Source organism: Lysinibacillus sp. NPDC059133, from assembly GCF_042755925.1.
Lineage (GTDB): Bacteria > Bacillota > Bacilli > Bacillales_A > Planococcaceae > Lysinibacillus.
This window is the reverse complement of record NZ_JBHZDH010000020.1, coordinates 24861-41920: the sequence shown is the minus strand read 5'-3', so window position 1 is coordinate 41920 and position 17060 is coordinate 24861. Positions and strand designations below refer to the sequence as shown.

Sequence of the window (17060 nt, the reverse complement as noted above, 5' to 3'; positions counted from 1 at the left end):
AAAATGCAAATGACTATTACAACGATAACTGGTGAAAAGGGAAGAAATGAACTGGGTATTACACATCCACATGAGCATCTTTTTTTAAAAAAAGGCGTTCCGATGCAGGTAGATGCGTCACTTGTTATTGATGACTATGAAAAAACGAAAAATGAAGTGCTATTGGCAATGGCGCATGGTGTGCAAACAATTGTAGATGCGCAGCCAGTCGGTGCTGGAAGAAATGTAGCATTGCTAAAAAAAGTATCTGAGGAAAGTGGGCTAAATATCATTGCATGTACAGGTTTTCATAAGCTTGTATTTTATAAAAACAATCATTGGATACATAGCACCTCTTCAGAAGAATTGACTGAATTATTTGTCGATGAATTAACAAATCGTCTTTATCAGGATGGTGAGGACAATTGGCCGTCTACAAGCATTGATGGAAAAGCAGGACTTATTAAAACTGCAGCAGATATGCAAGGGGTAGCAGGTCGATATTTCTCATTATTTAAGGCAGCAGCTACAGCTTCAAAATTAACGAATGCAGCTATCATGTCTCATACAGAACTAGGTTATCATGCTTTAGAGCAGATTGCTTTTTATGAAAAACATGATTTAGCACCTGAAAAATTGATTATTTGTCATTTAGACCGAAAGACGGAAAACTTGGAATATATGCTTCACGTAGCTGAAAGTGGCGTTTATATCGAGTTAGATACAATCGGTCGTTTCCGATATCATTCGGATGAAGATGAGGTATATATGATTTTAAAACTTTTAGAAAAGGGACATGAGGACCGTATTTTACTTAGTCTTGATACAACAAATAAAAGAATGCGTCATTACGATGGCGGTCATTTAGGCTTAGATTATTTACAGACAACATTTTTACCAATGCTAAAAAAAGCAGGAGTTAGTGACAGCATGATTAGAAAAATGACGATAGACAATGCTGCTCGCGCATTAGCAAAGTAAGTGGGAAGGATGACTAAACATGGCTAGCATACCGCAAGTAGCAACCGTACCAACAATGTATTTTATAGGTGTGACAACGACTAAATCTTCTATTATGAGGATTTTTCCAGAATGGATGAAAGTTTTTGGGGTTCCAGAGGCAAATTTAATTGGCATTGATTTACCTATTCATGCAGCGAAAGAGGAATATAGAGCAGTTGTTGAATTTATTAAAAATGACCCACTATCTTTAGGCGCACTTGTGACAACGCATAAAATTGATATTTATGCCGCAGCTAAAGATTTATTTGACGAACTAGATGAATATGCTCAAATGTTTGGTGAATTGTCATGTATATCTAAAAACAATGGCAAGCTAGTAGGTCATGCTAAAGACCTGATTTCTAGTGGACTAGCATTACAGCGCTTTATTCCTAGCGGATATTGGCAAGAGCATAATGGAGAGGTCATGCTATTAGGTTCTGGGGGTAGCGCCATAGCTATTTCATCTTATTTATTGAGTAAAGATAAAGGGCAAGAGATTCCTCAACGTATGATTATTACCGATTTAGATATGAAACGCTTGGAAGAAATCGAGCATATTTTACAAGATGTAAATAGAAAAGCAAATGTCGAATATCATTTAGTTACCTCACATGAACAAACAGATGAATTATTATCTTCATTACCGTCAAATTCATTGGTCATTAATGCAACTGGATTAGGAAAAGACCGTAAAGGATCGCCGATTAGTGATAAAGCTGAATTTCCACGCGATAGTCTTGTATGGGAATTAAACTATAGAGGAGAATTAGATTTCCTTCATCAAGCAGAGAAGCAAAAACAAGTCAAAAATTTACGTGTAGAAGATGGCTGGATTTATTTTATACATGGCTGGACACAAGTGATTTCTGAGGTTTTTGATATTCAGCTGACAGATAAAATAATGGAAGAAATCGAGCTTACTTCAACGATTAAAAGGTGGAGGGATTAATATGACGCAGTCAGTAAAAGCATTTACTACAGATTTTGATTTAACTACAGGTTTATCTAAAAAAACACCTTCAGTTAAACGTCAACTATCAAGTATGAAGAATATGTATGCCAATCAACAAGCATATAATGGGAAGCTACAAAACGAAAATAATCCGTTAATTTATGAATTTTATGAATTGGATATCCCACAAACAAGTGGTGACATCTTATTTGGTACGAGCGTTCTATATCCTGGCAAAGTGGGCGAGGAGTACCATATGACAAAAGGACATTTCCATACAATTTTAGAAACAGGTGAAGTATATTATTGCCTAAGCGGAGAAGGGTTTATGTTAATGGAGAACCCAGAAGGTGATTGGCAAATTGAAAAATTCAGCCAAGGTCAAGCAGTTTACGTCCCACCGCGTTACGCACATAGAAGCATTAATACAGGTAATAAGCCACTTATTACTTTTTATGCATTTCGTGCAGATGCTGGCCATGATTATGGCACAATCGAAACAAAAGGCTATCGCAAGCTAGTCGTTGAAAAAGATGGTCAGCCTGAGGTTATTGATAATCCTAAGTGGAATTAAGGGGTGTCACAATGATTACAAAACACAATACATTAAAGCAGATTACAGATGCTGGACTTGTCGCAGTTGTACGTGCAGATAATATTGAACAAGCCAAAAAAATTACCGAAGCAGCCTTAAATGGCGGTGTTTCTGCAATTGAGATTACTTATACCATTTCAGGTGCAACAAAGGTGATTGAAGAACTGGCTAATACTTTCCAATCGGATATTATTTTAGGAGCTGGCACAGCATTGGATGCTGAAACAGCTCGAATCGCAATACTTGCAGGGGCAAAATATATCGTTAGTCCAAGCTTTAACATAGAAACAGCCAAGCTATGTAATAGATATCAAATTCCTTATATGCCAGGTGTTATGACAATTGAAGCAGCGATACAAGCAATGGAATATGGTGCAGATTTGCTAAAGGTGTTCCCTGGCGAGTTAATGGGACCGAAAGTAATTAAAGCATTTAAAGGACCTTTACCACATGCTAATTTAATGCCTACAGGCGGTGTCAATATTAGTAATGTAGGTGAATGGATTCGTGCAGGCGCTGTAGCTGTAGGGGCGGGTGGTAGTCTTATCGGCAATCCAGAGGTTGATGGATACGATAAAATTACACAAACAGCAAAAGTATTTATACAAGAAATACAGCAAGCAAGAAATAACTAAACTCGAAGCAGGTCCTGACGACCACTGTAAAAGCATGTTTATGTTGCAGGATGTTGAGAAATTTTCACATTTCTCAACATCCATATTTTGTATAATATTGATGAAGGAGGTTGCATATGGACATAGATAGCATTATTTTCGATTTGGATGGGACACTTTGGGATTCAAGAAAAACAGTAGCGCAATCATGGACGCAGGTAGTTCAGGCGTCTCCTTACGGTAAAGGGAAGATAACCGAAGAGGATTTATCTAAAACGATGGGCTTACAAATTAAAGAAATAGCTGCTGTATTATTTGATTATCTTGATGAAGAAAAGCAGATGGAGCTTATTTTAGCATGCTGTCAGCAAGAGCAAGATGATTTATTACGTAATGGCGGTAATTTATATCCGCAGTTAGAAGAAACTTTACTAGCTCTTTCAAAAAAATTCCGCTTGTTCATTGTGAGCAATTGTCAGGAGGGCTACATAGAAACATTTTATGCATTTCATAAACTAGAGAAATATTTTCTTGATTTTGAAAATCCGGGGCGTACAGGCCTGTCAAAAGGAGAAAATATTCAATTAATTATGGAAAGAAATCACATAAAAAACGCTGTATATGTGGGAGATACACAGGGAGATATGCTTTCTGCAAAGTTTGCAGGGATTCCCTTCGTTTTTGCTTCATATGGTTTTGGTAAACCAGAGGAGTATGACTATATCATCGAAAAGCCATTTGATTTATTAAATATATTTTAAACAGAGTATAGAGTCTGTCTTTTCTGACGGTCTCTCTACTCTGTTTTGGTTAAGGAGAGTAGGGAATTTTAACATCATATTTATTTGTACAAACAAACCTGCTGGGACAGCTGAGCTGGAAGTGTACTCGGACGAAGATCCATTTAGTCCTGACCTTTATTCTGAAATTTGGATTCCGATTAAGTAACAGAAATGAAAGTAGCCAAGAATGTTCATAGATATCATTCTTGGCTTTTATTTTTTTACATTAATCTATTTTCTTAAAGAATAAACATTAATGTCATAAAAAGATTCTTTTGATTCTTCATATTCCTGAAATGTTCCTTCAAAAGTAAAATTCAATTTCTCTACTACTTTTATAGAATTCCTATTACCAGGCTCTATTTTTGCTTCAATTTTAGTTATGCTTAAAGTGGTGAAAGCATAATCAATCAAAGCGGAAATATATTCTGGCGCATAGCCCTTTCCCCAATAAGCTTTAGCAAGATCATAGCCAATTTCCGCTGTAGCGCTCTCTACGTCAAAAGAATTGAATCCACAAGAACCGATAATCTCATTGGATTCCTTCTCAATAATTGATAAGCGAATAGCCTTGTGCTCCTTAGCTAGTTGATCAAAAAGCTCAATCATTTCCTGCGCTTGTTCTTCATGAGTAAAATTGGTGATATTCATAAATTTGGTCACATCGGGATCTGACCAAATTTTAAATAAACTATGTGTATCAGCCATCTTCATTTTTCTTAAATATAATCTTTTTGTGTAAATTTGTTCTATCAATACTTTTACCTCCAAGTTGTAATTAATAAGTTTGGATGAAAAATATTGCTATCTGCGCATAATTCAGTCCCTTCAAATTTCATGTATCTATTATACAATAATTCTAGTAATTTCTAAAATGTTAATCTGTATGAAGAGATACAAAAGAATAGGGGAAATGATCATGTTCAAGGTAACGACCGAGAATTACTCGATTATCAAAGAAATAATAGAAAGCGCGCCAACATTTGTCTACAGTATTCTAGATCAGGTAATAGAAGGTGCTGTCTATGCCGACAATGAAAGCCTTCATTCACTACTGTTTCAAACCAAATCAGGAATATACTATGTTTATGGTGATTCATCCAGCGAGCAAGTTATAAGTAAACTCGCGGCTTTACTACAAGAATCTATTGAGGAAAGTAAACGTTTCACATTATTTTCTTACTCAGATGATTGGAACACAAAAATTGGACAACGATTAGATGGTCTTGTGAAAAAATTCGAAAGATACACTTTTACTTTTGCTATAGATGCTTATAACGATAGAGAAAGACGAGAACCGCTAGACTACGAATTCATTAAAATCAAGCAGCATCAAATTGAGCATTGTTTAGAATTTGACAATCAATATTATGAGGAATACTGGGGTTCTACCGATAATTTCCTTGAAAATGGTTTTGGTTTTTGTCTTCAGCATGAAGATAAGATTATTAGCGAAGCGGTTTCTATTTTTAAATCACATCAATTAGCAGAGGTTGATATAGTTACTGATCCGAATTATAGAGGTAAAGGATTAGCAAGCTTCATTGCAGAGAAATTTATTGATTTTTGTATTTTAAATGATATACAGCCTTGTTGGGATTGTGATATTCACAACCAAGCATCTTATCATTTAGGCACTAAGCTAGGATTTACTAACCCGCAAAAATATGCAATTTATATAAAATCTAAATGTTCATAAAAAATGCTCACGGTGAAAAAATATTTTATTAAAAGTCAAGGCTGAAACTATTTTAAATAGTGAATTCTTATTTAATGTCACATATTATATGTATAGAAATTAAAGGATAGAAGAGCCTAAATAAATTCGCTCTATCTATCCTCTTTTTTACCAGAATGACCCTATTTACTACAACAACTAATTTGTTCGTTAATCAATCTAATGTTGCGGTAATTCAAAAGGAGCTCTCAAAGATTGTTGCTTCCAGTTTGGCTACCTTCTTCCAAAGCTTCTTACATATTTTCAAAATGAAATAAATGAACTACAATGGTTTTTGAATGGTGGAAATTCTAAATTCTACCCATTTAACTTTATTTATACAAATCTACTATAGAGGAGCACGATGATGAAAAAGAAGTTTTTATCCTTACTCATGTCCATTATAATGGTCCTATCTGTTAGCGTATCGGTGTATGCCGATGAAACGTCGCCACCAGCGACAAGAGGAGAGATCGTTAAAACCTTGTTGATGGCAGCAGACGCTTATCAACAAGGAATTAATAAAGAAGCCGTTATGCAAGGCTCTAAAAACGGAGATTTAAGAGAGAATGAGCCAGCTAAGAAGGTTGAAGCTTTAGTCATGTTGAGCAGGGCATTCGGCAAATTGCCGAAGCCTGTCGGAAATGATCTGCGCAGTGGAACATTTGGCGTCGAGTTCACCGATGTACCCGCCTGGGCTAAGAAAGATATCAATAAACTGTCAAAAGCAGGCGTACTGACGGGCAACCCTGACGGCACATTAGGCGTAAATGACACGATTACGATCGATGAGTTCCAAAACATTATTGCCAGAATTTGGACGCTTAAAGGCTCCCATTTAAATGACGATTTTTATGAAGCGATCAATAAGGAATGGTTAAATAAATCAACAATTCCGGCAGGAGAAATCATGGGCGGCGTATTTTCAGAGCTGTACAAGCAAAATAACGATAAAATAGAAAAAATAATAGATGAGCTCGTTGGCAAACAGTTCGCAGAAGGAACAAAAGAACAAAAAATTGCCGACTTCTATTCGACAGCGTTAGATTCAAAAAATAGAAATAAACAAGGGATTGAGCCCATCCAAAAATATGTAAAGGCAATTGACGGGGCTAAAACGCTTGATGAACTCGTTCAAGCAGATCTTATCCTGGAGAAAGAATTGGGTCTAACCTCATTATTCAGCTTTTCAATCATGAACGATGCAAAGAACAGCAGTGAAAATGCTTTGTATTACTCTGGATTAACTACTGGTCTGGATAAGAACAGCTTTGTAACGGAAGACTCGAAAGCGAAAAAAGCCTATATTCAATATATGACCAGACTGCTTGTGGCATCGGGCGAGGAAAAGTCTGCTGCGAAAGCAATTGCCGAAAAAGTTTACGAAATGGAGAAAAGCTTAGCTTCTGTATCGCTTGAACCTCATGAACAAGGCGACGTCAATAAATACTATAATCCGTATACAATCGAACAATTCGATGAACTGTTCAAAACAATAGATATGAAACAAGTCTTGAAATCGATGAAAGTCGACAGTGCTGATAAAGTGATCGTAACCGATGTGAAGCTGGCGAAAAAAGGCGCGGATCTCTTGACTGAGACTAATCTTAACGTACTTAAAGCTTACTCCAAAGTGCAATTGCTTATGGCAACAAGCGGTTCGTTGTCGGATGAATTCAGAGATGCTGCAATTGAGTTTGACGCAACGTTATACGGCGTTACAGGTGAAAAAACAGCTCAAGAAATTGCAGTAGCCAAGACAACTGGCACAATGGGCGGATATTTGGAGCAAATGTTTGCCGAGAAACATTTTTCACCAGAAGCTAAAAAAGATGTTGAGCAAATGGTAGAGAAGTTAATTGCTACGTATGAGGAAAGAATCAAAGCTCTTGATTGGATGTCAGAAACAACAAAAGCGAAAGCAATTAAAAAGCTGGATACGATGGTTGTTAAGATCGGTTATCCAGATAAATGGGATACGACATTAGATAAAGTAGCTATCAAGACATATGACGAAGGCGGTTCGCTGTTCACTAATACCGTCACAGTAAACAAAGCATACATTGATGACATGAAAGCCAAGCTAGGAAAACCCGTGGACAGAACGAAATGGGCAACGAGTGTATATACCGTAAATGCTTTCTACAATCCTTTTAATAACGAAATTACGTTCCCTGCCGGTATTCTTCAAGCGCCTTTCTATGATGTTAAAGGTAAACCTGAAGCAAACTATGGTGCCATTGGCATGGTCATTGGCCATGAAATCAGCCATGCATTTGATAACAACGGATCTGCATACGACGAACATGGAAATGCAAATAACTGGTGGACAGAAGAGGACTTTAAGAAATTCAAAGAGAAAAACCAGAAACTGATTGAGTTCTATAATGGAATTGAGATTATTCCGGGTGTGTTGAACGACGGTCAGCTTACACTAAGCGAGAATGTCGCTGATTTAGGTGGAATGGCTGCTTCACTGCAAGTTATATCCAAAATGAGTAATCCGGACTATAAAGCATATTTCGAAAGCAATGCAGAAGTGTGGAAATCCACAACCACAAAAGAATTTGCAGCGATGCTGAGCAAAAACGATGTACATTCAGCTGCTAAAATTCGGGTAAACCGCACGATTGTAAACTTCCAGCAATTCTATGATACCTATGGAATTAAGCTTGGAGATGGCATGTATGTAGCTCCGGAGGATCGAGTTTCCATCTGGTAAAAATTAGAGCCGATAGAGCAATTCCGATAGCACTTACATTAATAAAGGTAAAGAGGCTGTCTAGGAAGTCCTTTTTAGAGTAAGGCTGTTTTCCTCAAAGATTGTTGCTGTTAAAACAAAAAGGCAGATTTAATCTACAAAACGTGTAGAATAAATTCTGTCTTTTTGTTTCGATATTTCGTGAATCGAAAATGTAACTAAAGCGCCCGATATTTTAAGTGTATTCATTCACAAACTAAGTTGATTTTGCATAATCACATTTTTCTACTATTATATTTTTTAATTATAGTAACTAAAATCGCAAGAAGAAATACGATAAGACTATTTATTAGTAAATAGTAGGCAAGATTCAGCCCGTAGAATACCGCAAAGGCATCACGAATAATAAATAGTGCTAATAAGCTTCCTAGGCCACCAAATACACCTGCTAGTAGTAATATTATGAAAGCAGTAGAATATAGATTTTTCTTTTTTTTGAAGAATATAAACCCAATAACATTTGCCATAACGATAAAAAAGCCCATAAGAATTAAGAAAAAAACTTCCATTTAACTCCCTCTTTTCAAAAAACGATTTTTCTTAATGGGATAACTATCCCTTGGATTACTTTTCCTTCTAGACTCATTATATACAATAAATGTAATTAAGGTGGAGTATTGTACAAATTTCCCTAATAATACTATCACCAGTTTAAGATAGTTTAAGATGATATATCCAATCTTTAATTACTGAACAATATGTGAAAATTAATAAATAAGGTGTAACCCACTTTTATTTGCGAATATCCAAGAATTTGTGAAGAATCATATTGAAGAAGATAGCTAAACTGGAAGCAACAATCTTTGAGAGCTCCTTTTGAATTACCGCAACATTAGATTGATTAACGAACAAATTAGTTGTTGTAGTAAATAGGATCATTTCTGGTAAAAAAGAGGATAGATAGAGCGAATTTATTTAAGCTCTTCTATCCTGTTAATATATACATATAATGTGTGACATTAAATAAGAATTCACTATTTAAAACAATTTCAGCTTATAACTTGACTGTTCATAAAAAAATAACATCGTGAGCTTTCTTTATTATTTAAAAGAACCCATTGCGCATTTCAAAGATATTGTAAAACAATCTAGCATCTCTAGCCATTTTACTATTAGCGTTCATTTGTGGTCGTAAGCAGTTTTGGAACATTTCATCGCAATATCTTGATCTACCATATCGAGCATAACATTCGTCGTGTAATTTGCAGCATGAATCTACGGCATTGATAGGTCTACCTGGTCCTGAACATCCTGGTCCACAGTATTTATAACCAGGGTAGCAAAAACCAAATCTGCGGTGTCTGTACATTATCTATTCTCCTTTTTAAAAGAAATAATTGTTACTATAAAATATGAAATTTTTGCTTTTAGAAAGGGATTAAAAACTAATGTAAGCGAAAAAAGGCATTAACTTATGAGAAAAATCTATAAATGTAAGGTTCCTGTAAGCTTATAAAAAAACTGCTGTAAGGATGGAAAGCTAAAATAGCTATAGTGCAGTAAAGTTTGAAAGATAAGGAGTTTTAAAGAATGAATCCATCCGTACCTCAAAAAGAAAGAATCGTTTCCTTAGACATTATTCGTGGGTTAGCGTTATTTGGCATTTTGTTTATAAATGTAGGGGCCTACCAGGTAATAGTAGAGGGAGGACCGATGCCTGACTATAGTGGAATTAATGGTATTATTGATACGCTTATTGATATTTTTATTGAGAAGAAATTCTTTTCGATTTTTTCATTCCTCTTTGGTGTAGGTTTTTATATTTTTGCTTCGCGTGCAGAAGCTCGTGGCGATAAGCCAAGATGGCGTTTTGCAAGACGTTTACTAGCTTTATTGTTAATTGGCATTGTTCATATTTTTGTTTTCTGGGGATCAATCCTTGCTATTTATGCAGTAATAGGTTTCTTACTGATACCTTTTTATCATGCAAAGATTTCAACAATTAGTAAATGGTTATTTGCGATTATTACTGTTCATATCCTGTGTATTCTTGGACAAATATTAATGCCAAATCAAGAAGCCTTTTCAACTGTTTTTGGTTTATTAGGAAATGATGCAATTACTATTTTTATCATGTTTTTAACTGGTTTTTTAGTAGCAAAAGCTGATTGGATTAGTCATGTAAGTGAATACTCAAAACAAATAAAGTGGCTACAATTTGTGACGTTCCCACTTTTTGTTGGCATTTCAATATGGATTTGGTTTGCAGCTCAAGGTGGATACGAAAATCTAAATTCCGTTATTAGTTTAGGGGTAATTCCGACAACGTATTTTTACTTAGCTTGTCTATTTGTTATGTTAGAAAATAAGAAAATTGCGAAGCTGCTTAAGCCAATTGGACGAGTTGGGCAAATGGCATTTACAAACTATTTAGCTCAAAGCTTTATTGGCCTAGCTCTTATGTCGTTAATGGGGCTTGAAGTTGTTTCACCTTCTGATGCGGTGATTATTGCAATCTTAATTTTTATCATTCAAATTATCTTTAGTGTCATCTGGTTCAAATTCTTTAAAATGGGGCCATTTGAAAAGCTATGGCGCTTTATGACATATGGAAGAAAAGCAGTACCGACTAAATAAATATCTTTGCGCGAAACTCCCTGGAGATGAATGATTCCAATTCACCAGGGGGTTTTTAGTGCTATGATAATATGTATGAATTTGTAAAAAATGAAACCTAAAGAAGAGGATATCCGTAAATTAGGTATCGACATAAAGGAGAAATACGAAATGGCAAAACAAATGAAAAAATATATAGCAGTCACAACAGCATCATTTATGGCTATGCAATTAGCCGCGTGTGGGAATACAGAAAGTCAAAATGTCGGGGAGTCCTCTGCCTCTTCAGCTGATACAAATAATGTAACGGAAGAAAACAATACGGCAACAGCTAGTGGTGATTTACAAAGTGTGTATAACAGCGACATGGCAAATGCATGTGATGAATGGAAAGAAAGTGATGATGGTTCGTTCGAGTGTTTAGATGAAAATTCGCCTCATTATGCACATCATTTCTTTAATGGACTTATGTATGCAACTGCCGGAGCAATGCTAGGAAGTGCCATTTATAAAAGCCGCAATCTAAAGGATGGTAAAGATAGAGAGGATAGAGGTGGCGGTTCAGCAGTGCCACGTACGAATCATAGTAATGCTAGCGAAAGTAAAAATACAAATGGAATTACTACGAACGGCTCTCAAAATTCGTCTGGTACAACATCTAATAGTTCAAATAACTCAACAACAAATAGCTCTAATTCAAATACAAGCGGTTCCAACTCTTATTCGAGTGGCAAGCGTTCATTCTCAAATAGTTCAGATTCATCTTCGAATAGTTCTTATTCAAATCACTCATCGTCCAGCACTGGAAAATCAGGCTTTGGCTCAGGTGGTGCCTCTCGAGGTGGCTCTTCATCTTCTTAAAAGGAGAAATCAATATGGGCAATTATTTTCAACAACGCCAAGCATTTTATTCTAAATTTCCTAATTTCTTTCCAGACTTTGAGGATCTAGAGTACGCCTTATACGATGTACTAGATTTACCCAAAGAGAAAATCGATGAAATTAACTATGCATCTACTATACTTTGGAAAATATTTTTAAAGGTTGGCAAACAATTTAAGTATTTATCGGATGAACAACTTTTAGCACTAGGCATTCGTTCTGAAATGCTGCCATACATCCAATTAGATTATTTACAGCAACAATCGATACTAGCTCGCTTCGATTTTATATGTACAGAGGACGGACAAATAAAATGTCTTGAATTAAATGGTGAAACGCCATTTCTTGTCCAAGAAACCTTTGAGATCAATGAAGCGCTTTGTCAGCATTTAGGATTTGATAGTCCGAATGATGTTTCGGCATTACATAAAACCTTGTCTGGTGCACTTTTTGCGGCTATGCATTATTTAAATGATGTGAAAAAACCTAAAATCATCATTACAGGGAAAACGGCTGCGGAAGATTATGAGGAATATTGTCAGGTACAGTTTTTAAAGAAATGTATACCTTTTGATGTGGAATATGTTCCTATACAAGAGCTTATCATTTTTTCTAGTAACACTGCTAATATAGCTCGTGGCCTATATACGCCAGCCATGGAGAAAATTGATATTTTATATCGTCCTGCACACCCAGTAGAGTTTTTAATAGATGATATGTCTTCCGATGGTGAGCGTATAGGTCTACAATTATTGGAACTTGTAAAAGACGGGCAGCTTGCTATTATTAACGCACCCGCTGCATATGTATTGCAATCGAAAATTTTATTATGGCTGATTTGGGAGCGAAAAGATGATCCGCTTCTTTTTAATGCAGAAGAGCGAGCTGCTATTCAGAAATATATGTTGCCAACATACCTTTCGGCAGAACCATTTGTTCAAGAAAATTTACCGTTTGTAAAGAAACCTGTCTTTTCGCGGGAAGGGAATACTGTAGAAATTTTCGCAGGGGATGGTACGAAAACGAATGCCTCTGCGTATACCCATTATGATGATAATTTGTTTATTTATCAGCAATATGTAGAAATGCCCTCTATAACGATAAAGCTTAAGGAAGGATTACAAACAAAGAAATGGTTAATCGGCTCATTTATCGCTGATAATCGTGCATGTGGCTTATCTTGTAGAGTAGGCAATCAAATTACAGAATGGGATTCCCACTGGTTAGCTGTTGGATATAGGGAAGAAGCTTAAATAAAAATTGGCGAGACTTTCTATAAAGTTTCGCCGATAATGATGCAATGTTACTCCTTCCAGCCTTTACGGACGTCAATCCATTCTTTATATGGTGTATAGGTTTCTAATACAGAAATAGTAAGCCTAATGGCGGTGTTGCTACTGCCACATGCATGGAATATTAGCCCCGTAAATCTTTATTTTTTTCTCGTTTATAGTCTTGTCTAAAGAAAATAAGGGAAAGTATCAGTAAAATTATTGGAAGAAAAAAGAATCCAGAGTCATATTTAATTGAATGCTCCAGTTTTAGTCCAAACAAATAAATGAATAAAGTAAAAGAAACAGATAAAGAGATTGTTCCCGCTATAGTCTTCATTGCAAGCCCTCCGTTATATTTTCTTACACCTCGATACTCCTAAATATTTTATACTCTCAATTTAAATGTAGTAAGGCTTTTTTCTGGTATTAGAATGAAACAACTATATAAACCTTAAACATTACTAAAAAATATGTTTCGCTTTAAAAAACATCTTGCATGCTGCCGCTTCGCTTTCGCGCAAAAAACATTTGTTGGCCTAAAGCCTCTGGCGGATTAAAGTATCGCCGATAATTATTTTACTCGTTCCAGCCTTTGCAAACGTCAACCCATTCTTGATATGGAGTATAGGTCTCTAATTCAGAAATAGTAAGCTCAATGGCGGAGTTGCTACTACCACATGCAGGGAATACCGTTGTGAAGCGTTTAAGTGATTCATCCAAATAAATAGCAACGCCCTCATTCACGCCAAAAGGACAAACACCTCCTACATCGTGTCCAATCTTTTCAAGTACTTCATCTTTTCCAAGCATCTTTGCCTTTGTACCAAAGGCTGCTTTAAATTTTGCATTGTCGACTTTGGCATCGCCTGTAGCAACAATTAGTATCGCGCCATCGTTCACAAGAAACGATAACGATTTTGCAATGCGTTCAGGCTCGCACCCGAGTGCCTGTGCTGCTAGTTCAACGGTCGCCGAGCTTTCGTTTAGTTCCTGTATTTTGTGTTGCACATTCCATTGTGCTAAATGTTCACGTGCTTTTTCAATTGCCATATGTAATACCTCCTTACAATACTACGTTTTATTTTAACATAATTTTCTGAATAAATAGTTGTGTTATCTTCCGGAAATAACCTATTATAAAAATAGTTAGTATAAAATTACTCTTTTGGAGGTGGAGCCGTTGATTATGAAAGTGCTACAGTCTCTTTTTGTACTAATCGGGTTATTATTTTTCACAGGAGTAGTTGCTTTGTATTTAATGATTAGTGGCGGGCTACATTTTAGTGGACTACTCTTAACCGTTCCGATATGTTTACTTGTCTTATTTGTTTGTTTAATCTTTGATTGACAACAACAAAACGGAAAATATGGTTAGCTGGAGTAATGGGCATTGCGTTGTTGATTGCCTCGATTAAGCCTATTCAACATTACTACAAAATGAGTATTCCAACTGTTGATGCAGAAATTGATGTGTCACTCTATCAACCATTTACAGAGCAAAATAAAGTAGTAAAGTCAGATACAAAGGCTTCATTGCAATTATTTGAGTCACTACCACGCTTAGATGGGGCGACGGCGATGTATCCACTGTATGCTGCCTTTGTAGAAGCAACCTATCCAAAGGGTTACTATCCATATGATAAAAGTAGAGTGATGGTGAGTCGTACACCTGAAGCTTATCAAAATTTGATTTCAGGAGATGTTGACCTTATTTTTGTAGCAGCGCCATCTGAATCACAAAAGAGGCAAGCTGAGATGGGAGGTCTTACATTTGACATGACCCCCATTGGGCGAGAGGCATTTGTCTTTTTCGTCAATCAAAAGAACAGCGTAGAAAATTTATCACTGGAGCAGTTTAAACAAATATACGCTGGGAAAATTACGAATTGGCATGAAGTCGGTGGTGAAAATGCTGCGATTCGTGCCTTTCAACGCCCAGCTGATAGCGGAAGCCAAACAGCACTTGAAAGAATGATGGGAGATACACCAATCATGGAAGCACCTGCTGAAAATGTTGTGACAGGTATGGGTGGTATTATTCATGAGGTATCACAATATCGTAATTATAAAAATGCCATTGGCTACACGTTTAGATTTTACTCAACAGAAATGGTGAAGAACAAAGAAATTAAATTATTGTCCATTGATGGAATTGCGCCTACAAAGGAAAATATTCGTAATGGTACATACCCACTCGTATCTGAATTTTATGCTGTTACAGCAGGAACAGATAATCCTAATGTAAAGAAGTTTATCGACTGGATTGTATCAGATGAGGGGCAAGCACTAGTTGAAAAAGTTGGTTATGTACGAGTAGAAAATGACTGAATAGTTTGCTATACTAGTAGCACAATCAAATAGGATAGTTTTCTAGGGTTCCGTAGCAATGCTAGTCTGGTCCGAGAGAAAACCACAAATTGATTTTGTGACACGGAAGGATAAAAGCCTGGGAGATACTGTTTACAACAGTGTTTCTTAGGCTTTTTTTATTTTGGTTACTAGGGGAAGGGAGTTAAAGAAAAATCTTAGTTCAGGAATAGACAGAGTGAAGTGCTCGGGTAGGGAAGAGAACTGATCAGGTATACCGAAGAAGTGATCAGGTAGGTCAGAGAACTATAATAGTCATTCATCCGTGTTTAACAATAAAATGGAGGAATTCACAATGAACAAACAATGGTTAAGTGTCGTAATTGCTGCTTTTTTTGAAGTTGGTTGGGTTATAGGTTTAAAGCATGCAGGAAGTGTATTTGAATGGATTGGTACCGCTATTGCAATTGTTGTTAGCTTTTATTTATTAATTAAGGCTGGAGAAAGCTTACCAGTCGGTACTGTTTATGCAGTATTCGTAGGCTTAGGGACAGCGGGTACAGTATGTGCGGATAGCTTACTGTTCGGAGAGCCATGGAAATTAGCTAAGATTTTATGTATTGTCGTTTTACTTGCAGGGGTCGTCGGTTTAAAGCTAGTGACAGGTGAGCCTAAAGAAAAAGAGGTGAACGAATAATGGCATGGGTTGCATTAGTAGTCGCGGGACTATGTGAGATGATGGGTGTTTATATGATTAGTAAATATAATGATGCTAAAAGTATAAAAAATTTGGTGTTATTGATTTTCGTATTTACTTTGAGCTTTGCTGGCCTTGCATATGCTATGGAAACATTACCAATGGGGACAGCCTATGCAATTTGGACAGGAATTGGAGCGGCAGGTGGCGCTTTACTAGGAATGTTGTTTTTCAATGAATCCAAGGATTGGAGACGTATTGTTTGCATTGCTCTTGTTTTAGGGTCAGCTATATCTTTGAAATTATTATCTTAGCTAATAGTTTAAATAGTCGCCTGGCATCGGTCAAATCGTTGTAGGGTGACTTTTTTATTTATCATACCCGACAAAAGTTCGCTGTTGCTTTAAAAAGAAATAAATAACACATTTAAATATTATTCAAAATTTGTTAAAATAAGGATATGCATTGTTGGTGTTTAGGAGTTCTTGAAATTTTTCTAAGTAGATGTTAATTATTCCTATGAGGCTATGTTATTTTATATAGCATGTGGAGCTATTTAATGATATGGAAGCAGTCTTAAATGATGTTCTTCAATCAAGTTATGAAAAGCCTTTAAAAAAAGACAGACAACCACTCATTAGTTGTCCGTCAATTTTTAACTACTTTCAGCAAGTGTCTTTTGTAGCGAAAGCGAAGCGTCAGCTACAGAAGTCTCCCACCTCTATAGGTGGTGAGATGAATGCAGGTTTAAGTTGCTTTTCAATGGGTTTCCAAACATCCGCTGAAATAGAGGAACTCAGTCTAAGAACGCCACGTCCTGTGGCAACGACTGAGTGACCAACTTCGTGTTGGCCTAAAGCCTCCGGCGGATGTCACAGAATCGGGGGGGTGGGTGTGCGATCAACACAAAGTTAGCCAGAAAGAAGAGCGTCAAAATTG

General features: G+C 36.3%; 19 protein-coding genes and 1 riboswitch. Of the genes, 15 read left to right on the top strand and 4 right to left on the bottom strand.

Features of this window, described 5'->3' with window-relative positions; genetic code table 11:
• Positions 1 to 3 precede the first annotated feature (3 nt).
• From ACFXN8_RS12745 to ACFXN8_RS12725, 5 genes are all read left to right on the top strand, one after another.
• Entirely contained in the window at positions 4 to 960 is a 957-nt protein-coding gene (locus tag ACFXN8_RS12745; RefSeq protein ID WP_386845503.1) for a phosphotriesterase family protein, read from the top strand.
• Positions 961 to 979: 19 nt separating this feature from the next.
• On the top strand, positions 980 to 1933 hold the full coding sequence (locus ACFXN8_RS12740) for a shikimate dehydrogenase family protein (protein ID WP_386845501.1): 954 nt from the start codon (positions 980 to 982) through the stop codon (positions 1931 to 1933).
• Between the two features lies 1 nt (position 1934).
• Positions 1935 to 2510: a glucose-6-phosphate isomerase gene (locus ACFXN8_RS12735; RefSeq protein WP_376069822.1), complete on the top strand. Its 576-nt coding sequence runs from the start codon at positions 1935 to 1937 to the stop codon at positions 2508 to 2510.
• A gap of 11 nt (positions 2511 to 2521) precedes the next feature.
• Positions 2522 to 3166, top strand: coding sequence for a bifunctional 2-keto-4-hydroxyglutarate aldolase/2-keto-3-deoxy-6-phosphogluconate aldolase (locus tag ACFXN8_RS12730; protein WP_376069825.1), 645 nt, complete (start codon positions 2522 to 2524; stop codon positions 3164 to 3166).
• Between the two features lie 116 nt (positions 3167 to 3282).
• Positions 3283 to 3906 carry an HAD family hydrolase gene (locus tag ACFXN8_RS12725; RefSeq protein ID WP_386845498.1) on the top strand — a complete coding sequence of 208 codons (624 nt, stop codon included), beginning with the start codon at positions 3283 to 3285 and terminating at the stop codon, positions 3904 to 3906.
• A gap of 252 nt (positions 3907 to 4158) precedes the next feature.
• Here ACFXN8_RS12725 and ACFXN8_RS12720 read toward each other — a convergent pair whose 3' ends face one another.
• Entirely contained in the window at positions 4159 to 4683 is a 525-nt protein-coding gene (locus ACFXN8_RS12720; protein ID WP_386845496.1) for a GNAT family N-acetyltransferase, read from the bottom strand.
• A 163-nt stretch (positions 4684 to 4846) separates the two neighbouring features.
• Here ACFXN8_RS12720 and ACFXN8_RS12715 point away from each other — a divergent pair, with 163 nt between their 5' ends.
• Both ACFXN8_RS12715 and ACFXN8_RS12710 read left to right on the top strand, forming a co-directional pair.
• A complete protein-coding gene (locus tag ACFXN8_RS12715) occupies positions 4847 to 5626 on the top strand; it encodes a GNAT family N-acetyltransferase (protein ID WP_386845494.1) in 780 nt (259 codons plus the stop codon).
• 382 nt (positions 5627 to 6008) lie between these two features.
• Positions 6009 to 8366 carry a M13-type metalloendopeptidase gene (locus ACFXN8_RS12710; RefSeq protein ID WP_386845492.1) on the top strand — a complete coding sequence of 786 codons (2358 nt, stop codon included), beginning with the start codon at positions 6009 to 6011 and terminating at the stop codon, positions 8364 to 8366.
• Positions 8367 to 8620: 254 nt separating this feature from the next.
• Here ACFXN8_RS12710 and ACFXN8_RS12705 read toward each other — a convergent pair whose 3' ends face one another.
• Positions 8621 to 8914: a 3-isopropylmalate dehydrogenase gene (locus tag ACFXN8_RS12705; RefSeq protein ID WP_386845490.1), complete on the bottom strand. Its 294-nt coding sequence runs from the start codon at positions 8912 to 8914 to the stop codon at positions 8621 to 8623.
• A 536-nt stretch (positions 8915 to 9450) separates the two neighbouring features.
• Positions 9451 to 9714 (bottom strand): Parvovirus coat protein VP1-like protein, encoded by a 264-nt coding sequence (locus ACFXN8_RS12700; RefSeq protein WP_376069841.1) that lies wholly within the window; start codon positions 9712 to 9714, stop codon positions 9451 to 9453.
• Positions 9715 to 9935: 221 nt separating this feature from the next.
• Here ACFXN8_RS12700 and ACFXN8_RS12695 point away from each other — a divergent pair, with 221 nt between their 5' ends.
• From ACFXN8_RS12695 to ACFXN8_RS12685, 3 genes are all read left to right on the top strand, one after another.
• Complete coding sequence (locus ACFXN8_RS12695; protein ID WP_386845488.1) at positions 9936 to 10982, top strand: DUF418 domain-containing protein; 1047 nt, start codon at positions 9936 to 9938, stop codon at positions 10980 to 10982.
• A gap of 150 nt (positions 10983 to 11132) precedes the next feature.
• Positions 11133 to 11822, top strand: a complete 690-nt coding sequence (locus ACFXN8_RS12690) for a hypothetical protein (protein WP_386845486.1) — start codon at positions 11133 to 11135, stop codon at positions 11820 to 11822.
• Positions 11823 to 11836: 14 nt separating this feature from the next.
• Complete coding sequence (locus ACFXN8_RS12685; protein WP_386845484.1) at positions 11837 to 13096, top strand: glutathionylspermidine synthase family protein; 1260 nt, start codon at positions 11837 to 11839, stop codon at positions 13094 to 13096.
• A 597-nt stretch (positions 13097 to 13693) separates the two neighbouring features.
• Here ACFXN8_RS12685 and ACFXN8_RS12680 read toward each other — a convergent pair.
• A complete protein-coding gene (locus tag ACFXN8_RS12680) occupies positions 13694 to 14167 on the bottom strand; it encodes a YbaK/EbsC family protein (protein WP_386845482.1) in 474 nt (157 codons plus the stop codon).
• Positions 14168 to 14297: 130 nt separating this feature from the next.
• On the opposite strand from ACFXN8_RS12680, the gene ACFXN8_RS12675 reads away from it, so the two are divergent.
• The 5 genes from ACFXN8_RS12675 to ACFXN8_RS12655 all read left to right on the top strand — a co-directional run bounded on the left by ACFXN8_RS12675 (position 14298) and on the right by ACFXN8_RS12655 (position 16958).
• On the top strand, positions 14298 to 14465 hold the full coding sequence (locus tag ACFXN8_RS12675; protein WP_386845480.1) for a hypothetical protein: 168 nt from the start codon (positions 14298 to 14300) through the stop codon (positions 14463 to 14465).
• 35 nt (positions 14466 to 14500) lie between these two features.
• Positions 14501 to 15445 (top strand): PstS family phosphate ABC transporter substrate-binding protein, encoded by a 945-nt coding sequence (locus ACFXN8_RS12670; protein ID WP_386845478.1) that lies wholly within the window; start codon positions 14501 to 14503, stop codon positions 15443 to 15445.
• 31 nt (positions 15446 to 15476) lie between these two features.
• Positions 15477 to 15572, top strand: a riboswitch (guanidine-I (ykkC/yxkD leader).
• 207 nt (positions 15573 to 15779) lie between these two features.
• Positions 15780 to 16121 carry a DMT family transporter gene (locus ACFXN8_RS12665; RefSeq protein ID WP_386845476.1) on the top strand — a complete coding sequence of 114 codons (342 nt, stop codon included), beginning with the start codon at positions 15780 to 15782 and terminating at the stop codon, positions 16119 to 16121.
• Positions 16121 to 16435: a DMT family transporter gene (locus ACFXN8_RS12660; RefSeq protein WP_386845474.1), complete on the top strand. Its 315-nt coding sequence runs from the start codon at positions 16121 to 16123 to the stop codon at positions 16433 to 16435. The genes ACFXN8_RS12665 and ACFXN8_RS12660 overlap by 1 nt, the downstream gene beginning before the upstream one ends.
• Positions 16436 to 16685: 250 nt before the next feature.
• Positions 16686 to 16958, top strand: coding sequence for a hypothetical protein (locus tag ACFXN8_RS12655; protein WP_386845472.1), 273 nt, complete (start codon positions 16686 to 16688; stop codon positions 16956 to 16958).
• Positions 16959 to 17060 lie beyond the last annotated feature (102 nt).